At 56.9% G+C, this 5,705-nt stretch carries 5 protein-coding genes and 1 pseudogene; all 6 read left to right on the plus strand.

Features of this window, described 5'->3' with window-relative positions; all coding sequences use genetic code 11:
* The coding region (locus CW742_RS05865) for a hypothetical protein (protein WP_292417786.1) at positions 1-765 on the plus strand (765 nt) is incomplete at its 5' end.
* A gap of 4 nt (positions 766-769) precedes the next feature.
* Positions 770-2,584, plus strand: coding sequence for a type II/IV secretion system ATPase subunit (locus CW742_RS05870; RefSeq protein WP_292417789.1), 1,815 nt, complete (start codon positions 770-772; stop codon positions 2,582-2,584).
* Positions 2,524-2,676 carry a hypothetical protein gene (locus CW742_RS05875; protein WP_292417791.1) on the plus strand — a complete coding sequence of 51 codons (153 nt, stop codon included), beginning with the start codon at positions 2,524-2,526 and terminating at the stop codon, positions 2,674-2,676. Before CW742_RS05870 ends, CW742_RS05875 begins: the two co-directional genes overlap by 61 nt.
* Positions 2,677-2,716: 40 nt before the next feature.
* On the plus strand, positions 2,717-4,507 hold the full coding sequence (locus CW742_RS05880) for a type II secretion system F family protein (RefSeq protein ID WP_292417794.1): 1,791 nt from the start codon (positions 2,717-2,719) through the stop codon (positions 4,505-4,507).
* 9 nt (positions 4,508-4,516) lie between these two features.
* Positions 4,517-4,969, plus strand: coding sequence for a type IV pilin N-terminal domain-containing protein (locus CW742_RS05885; protein WP_292417796.1), 453 nt, complete (start codon positions 4,517-4,519; stop codon positions 4,967-4,969).
* A pseudogene (locus CW742_RS05890) lies at positions 4,966-5,705 on the plus strand (hypothetical protein); the annotation flags it as partial. The gene CW742_RS05885 and the pseudogene CW742_RS05890, both read left to right, overlap by 4 nt.

Below are 5,705 nucleotides of genomic sequence, written 5' to 3' on the forward strand. Positions count from 1 at the left end.
CCCCTATCCTGCGCACTTGTCCTGACCCTTCTCATCTTCTCATTGGCCATGGTCCCCGGATGCTTGAAAATAGCACAGCAATATTCCGGCGACCAACCTTCAGAAGGATCAGCGACCCAACCGCACGATGCGGTGGAATTCCCAACAGCCCAACACGACCCGGTAATCCGGACCTTATCAGAAATCACGGTTGCCTCCAAGACAACAACCGATCTCGTCACCGACGCTCCTCCCGAACTTACACCGGACCCCTACCCGGGGCAGCACTCCCGGCAGTTCAACATCACAATCGATCCCTCCCGCTATGTCCGGTCACCCGAATTCAAAAAGACCTATGTCCTGCGCGGGAACTCCACCGGACTCTCTGTCAATGCAACTTCCCTGAAAGGTCCGTTATGGATCACGTTTACTGTCAAACCACTCTACGATTGCCTCAATAATCCGGACTCCTGCAAAGGTGAAGTAAAAAAATCCATCAGCCGCCCCTATTTTGCCCTCACGGTGCGGGATAACCAGACACGGGCAATTGTTGCCGAAGACGGGTACGGGCGTGAATTCAGTTCACAGACGGAGAATAAGACCATGAAAATTTTCCGTGAGGGCCGGTACCACCTGACCCTCACCGGTGAATCGGTCGATGTCACGCTCTCAATCACAACGGGAACAGCTCCCGTTCAATCCGTAGCGCAGGCATCTGCGGCTTCTTCAGCGCAGGAATCCGACCTGCCACCTGAACTGCGTGAGATTCTTTACGGAGGAATGTAACCCGATGGCAATCCGCGATCGCGCTCTTGTGATCCTCGCTACCCTGACAGATACGTTCTATGGGTTCAGAGCAGGTCCCGTAAAGACACCATCTTTCGCACAGGCCTCCTCCTTACCCCATTCAGAGGACAATCCGACAGCACAACCCCTCGCTGGCTTTGGGAAGTCAGTTGCCCGGCTCCGTGCCATCCCTGCATATCTTGGCAACCGCACCGACACCGGCGATGTCCTGATCCTCGCAGTCTTCCTCGTTGCGTTTCTCACCGGGTATGGAGCGCTCCTCATCGACTTCCCGATCCCGGTGCTGGGACTCCTCGGGGTCATATCCCTCGCAACCCTGGCCCTTGCCGGCAGTGCAGCATGGCACCGGTTCCAGCCCGCATCCGGAACCCGACACGGAATGCCAGGCACGACAAAAACCATTCCGGTTCACGGGAGCCGGGTCCCTGAGGCATCACTGAGTATCGAGCAGGCTCTCCCGCTTCCATCCAGGCGAGAACATGGTCTCCTCGAACAGTACTGGATCGAATCACCATTCACATCGGTCCGGATTGTCCGCAAGGGGAACGAGGGTTTTGTCTATACCGTGGACGAACCGTCTCTCACCGAAGAGGAGCAGGCCGTGCTCTTTGAGACCTCCAGCCACCTGCGAAAGGTGATTGTGTATGACAATCCGGAGAACCCGCCGGCCGAAAGACTGGATGCTTCAACCATCAGCCACATAATCCGGGAATTCCATCCCCGTATCGCTAACGACCGGCTGGCAATTCTCTCCTACTACCTTCGCCGCGACCATTCGGGCTACGGGCCGCTCGAGGCCCTGATGCGGGACCCGGCACTCGAAGACATCAGCTGCAATGGCGAGAACCTGCCGGTCTTTGTCTTCCACCGCACCCATGGCAGTCTGCCGACAAACATCCTGTTCCGCGAGGGGGAACTCGACCAGTTCGTGCTCAAGCTTGCCCAGAAAGCAAACAAGCAGATCTCACTCTCGAATCCCATGGTGGACGCAACCCTCCCCGGCGGGTCCCGGGTGCAGATCACGTTCAGCAACATCGTCTCCCTCCGGGGAAGCTCGTTCACCATCCGGAAGTTCCGTGCTGATCCCATGACCCCACTCGACCTGATCCGGTACGGGACGTACAGTGCAGAGGTACTTGCATTTCTCTGGCTTGTCATCGAACACCGGAAAAGCCTCATCATCGCCGGGGGGACGGCAAGCGGCAAGACCTCCACCATGAACGCGGTCTCGCTCTTCATCCCGCTCAACGCGAAGATCGTCTCCCTCGAAGACACGCACGAGATCCAGCTGCCCCACAAAAACTGGCTGGCAACCATAACACGGGAGCTTACGGTTTCCGGCGTCCAGGGGGACATCGACCTCTTTTCCCTTCTCAAAGCTTCCATGCGCCAGCGCCCCGAGTTTATCATCGTGGGGGAGGTGCGGGGACGGGAGGCCCAGACGCTCTTCCAGGCCATGAACACCGGGCATGCAACGCTCTCCACCCTCCACGCCGGGAGCGTCAGGGAGGCAATCAACCGGCTCACCCACGAGCCTATCAGCGTGCCGCCGGTCATGTTCACCGCGCTCGACCTGGTGATCAGCCAGTCGGTCTTCACGTACGGCAACCAGCGGGTCCGGCGCTGTTCCGCTATCAACGAGATTACCGTGAACGACGAAGGAACGATCATTCCCCGACTCCTCTATTCCGGGATGTCCAGAGCGACACAACAAGACGGATTTCACCGGAATCGAAAGTGCTCGACGAGATCGCGGTGCTGCGGGGATGGTCGCCGGAGCAGGTTGCAGAAGAACTGAGGAAACGCGAGGAGTTCCTCCGGCTTGCCCTCGATGTCCCACCCCCGGACATCCTCGACCTCGCAAACGCGATCCACAGCTCGGGTGAGTGAGATGCAGGGGTCTCTTTCTATCGGACAGGACGGGTCGTTGTTGACCCGGATCGAAATGGCCGTACTGGGACGGCAGCTTGGTCGCGACCTGATGGCTGCCCACCTGCCGGTCACCGCGGAACGGTATCTCCGCACGACACGGCTCACCGTTGCTGCATCGCTGGCAATCTTTGTAGGATTCTATGCATTCGTCTCTTTCACGGGGATATCGTTTGGCCTGTTTTCGATCGTCCCGCCCGTACTCTTCTGGGCACTCCTCTTCACCGTCATGGTACCCGGATTATTCCTGTACCAGGTTCTGTATCCTGGCATCATTGCCCGGGGCCGGAAGAGCCGTATCGACCTCGAACTGCCGTACGCGATCTCCTACATGCAGGCGCTCTCGACAACAATGTCGCCCTTTATGGTGATCCACCGTATTTACGAGGAGCGGGAAATGTTTGGCGAGGTCTCACGGGAATTCGGGCAGGTAGTCCGGGACGTAGAGTTTTTCGGTGATGACCTGATCTCCGCCATGCACAACCTCCAGAAGACCACGCCCTCTCCTCTCCTGTCGGATTTCTTCAACGATCTCCGTATTGTCTTCGAGAGCGGCGGGGATTTCTCTGCCTACCTTGCATCCAAGACCGAGTACTTCCACCAGCAGGCCCGGCGCGAGCTCGACGTTGTCTTAAAGACCATGGAGATCATGGCCGAGGTTTATGTCTCGGCATTCGTTGCCGGACCTATCGCCCTCATCATCATGATCGTTGCCCAGGGAATGACGAGCCAGGGGACCATGTCCTGGCTCCTCCCGATGATGTATATTGTCATCCCGGCCGGTGCTATCGTTATGATCTGGATCCTTTCCCTGATGCTTCCCCCGGAGAACCTGGAAGTGAGCAGCAGGGAGACTGTGGAGTACGGCACGGGATCCGGCGCTCATGTCCGGAAGGGAACGTTGGAAAACCCGGAATTATATCGCCATATCGAGACGAAGAAGCGGAAGTTCCGCCTCTATGAAAAACTGCGCCATCCCCTGCGCACTTATATCTCCCATTATGCATACGGTATCGTTCTTGGGGCGGTTTGTGCCGGAACAGTGGCAATCCTGTTTTTCTGCGGGGCGCTTGGCATACTCTTCCCGAAGAACGCATTCGAGGCGGGCATCTGTTTTATCATTATCACATTCCTTATCCCCGTTTCCCTCTCCTACGAGTGCAGGAGGCTGTACGTGAACAATATTGAAAAGCACATCCCGGAATTTTTGCGGGAACTTGCCGACATGAAGGAGATCGGGCTCACCCTGCCGGATGCTATCCTGCGGATCTCTTCTGCAAAACTGGGTGTTTTGAGTTCGGAACTCACGCACGTTACGCGGGATGTCAGCACCGGGTCCTACGTCAATACCGCCCTAGTCCGGATGGACCAGCGGATCGGCCTGGTCTCCGTCAAGCGTGCGATATCCCTGCTTGTCAAGGCCGGGGAGATCACGTCCGACCTGCGCCAGATAATCATGATCGCCATCACGGACTTCGAGCATTACCTGAAGATGAAGCGCGAGCGGGCCAATACGGCAATCGTGTATGTCATGATCATCTACCTCTCGTTTGGCATCTACCTCTTCACGGCATACCAGCTGAACGGACCCTTCATGGTGAGTTTCTCGACATATAACATCAATTTCAACCTGGCACAGAACGTCACCGATATGTTCCGTATCGCGATCATCCTCGGGGCATTCTCCGGCATCATGGCCGGCCAGTTCAGCTCGAACAGCATCCTTGCCGGCTTCAAGCACAGCATCGTGCTCCTGGCAGCGGCAATAGCCCTGTTCGTTTTCATGATATGAGCGTGAACCATGCAGCAGCAGAATTGTGAAAACACCGGGGCGGTATCCGAAGTGGTGGGGGAGATGCTCATGATCGGGATCGTCCTTATCCTCGTGGCTCTCTTCTCGGCATCGCTTGCCAATTACCTGCCTTCCGAGCGCACCCCGTCGGTCACTATTCGCATGAGCCATAACATCACTGACGGCACCATCACGCTCTGGCACAAAGGTGGCGACTGGGTGAAAGCGGAGGACCTTAACGTCCTTGTCAGGGACAATGACTCCGTTACCGCACCGGTAATACGCTACACTACAAGGAATGGCGACCATGACTTCATTCTTGTTCCGGATGCTCAGGCATTTGATCTCGAGAGCAATATCACGATATCCCGGGGCCGATCGCTCACCGGCAACGAGTGTATAACGCTCGCTACCGGCAGGGCAGTCCTCTTCTCCGGCACGGTCGGGAGCGTGAGACCATGAAAGACGATGCCGTAGCCCCGGTCATTGCGGTCATGCTCATCCTGGCTGCGGTGGCATTGGTTTTTGCGGTCTTCAATGGCGTCTATATCCCATCCCTGAAGCAGGCAGCAGAGATCGAACACCTCCAGTGCGTAGAATCCTCGTTCCAGCATTTCTCTTCGGATATCGAGCGGGCGGTTGCGGACCGGAGAGACGGGACGGCCTTGAGCGAACCGGTGCCTCTGGGCGGGGGTGATATATTCATAAACCCGCTGAGATCGGCAGGATCGCTTTTGGTCATGAACGAAAGCGATCCGGTGTATTTTCTGACGCTGGAAACCGAAACAGGAACGGTCAGGTTTAATGGCACCATGGTGACTATCTCCTATGATCCTGTCGGGAACTTCTGGCAGGACCAAGGCTACCGCTGGCAGTACGGGTATCTCAATGTGACCAAGTACGGAACGAAACAGTCCCCGTTGAGTTATCCCCGCATGACCGACGTAAACAGCGAGTTTGGCACCAGCGGATCGCCGCTTGCCGGATTTGCCGGTTCGTTTGGACGCGTGGAAGGTTCGCGGAACTCAACGCAATTGCCAGTGTATGATGCGGAAGGAAATGTTACCTCCTACAGCCCGCGGGACGGGAACTGGTCCACAATCGTGCTTACTGCCGTACAATTGTCCGCAGCCCCCGACCCCCCGGTTGTGAGTTGCATCTGGTTCGGGGGGATGGGGCTGGGGACACAAAATTCTAC

Origin of the sequence: Methanoregula sp., assembly GCF_002835825.1 — an archaeon.
Lineage (GTDB): Archaea > Halobacteriota > Methanomicrobia > Methanomicrobiales > Methanospirillaceae > Methanoregula.

Excerpts from the sequence above, each read along its gene's own strand:
- CW742_RS05870 (WP_292417789.1), top strand. The coding sequence starts at position 770 with ATGGCAATCCGCGATCGCGCTCTTGTGATCCTCGCTACCCTGACAGAT.
- CW742_RS05885 (WP_292417796.1), top strand. The coding sequence starts at position 4,517 with ATGCAGCAGCAGAATTGTGAAAACACCGGGGCGGTATCCGAAGTGGTG.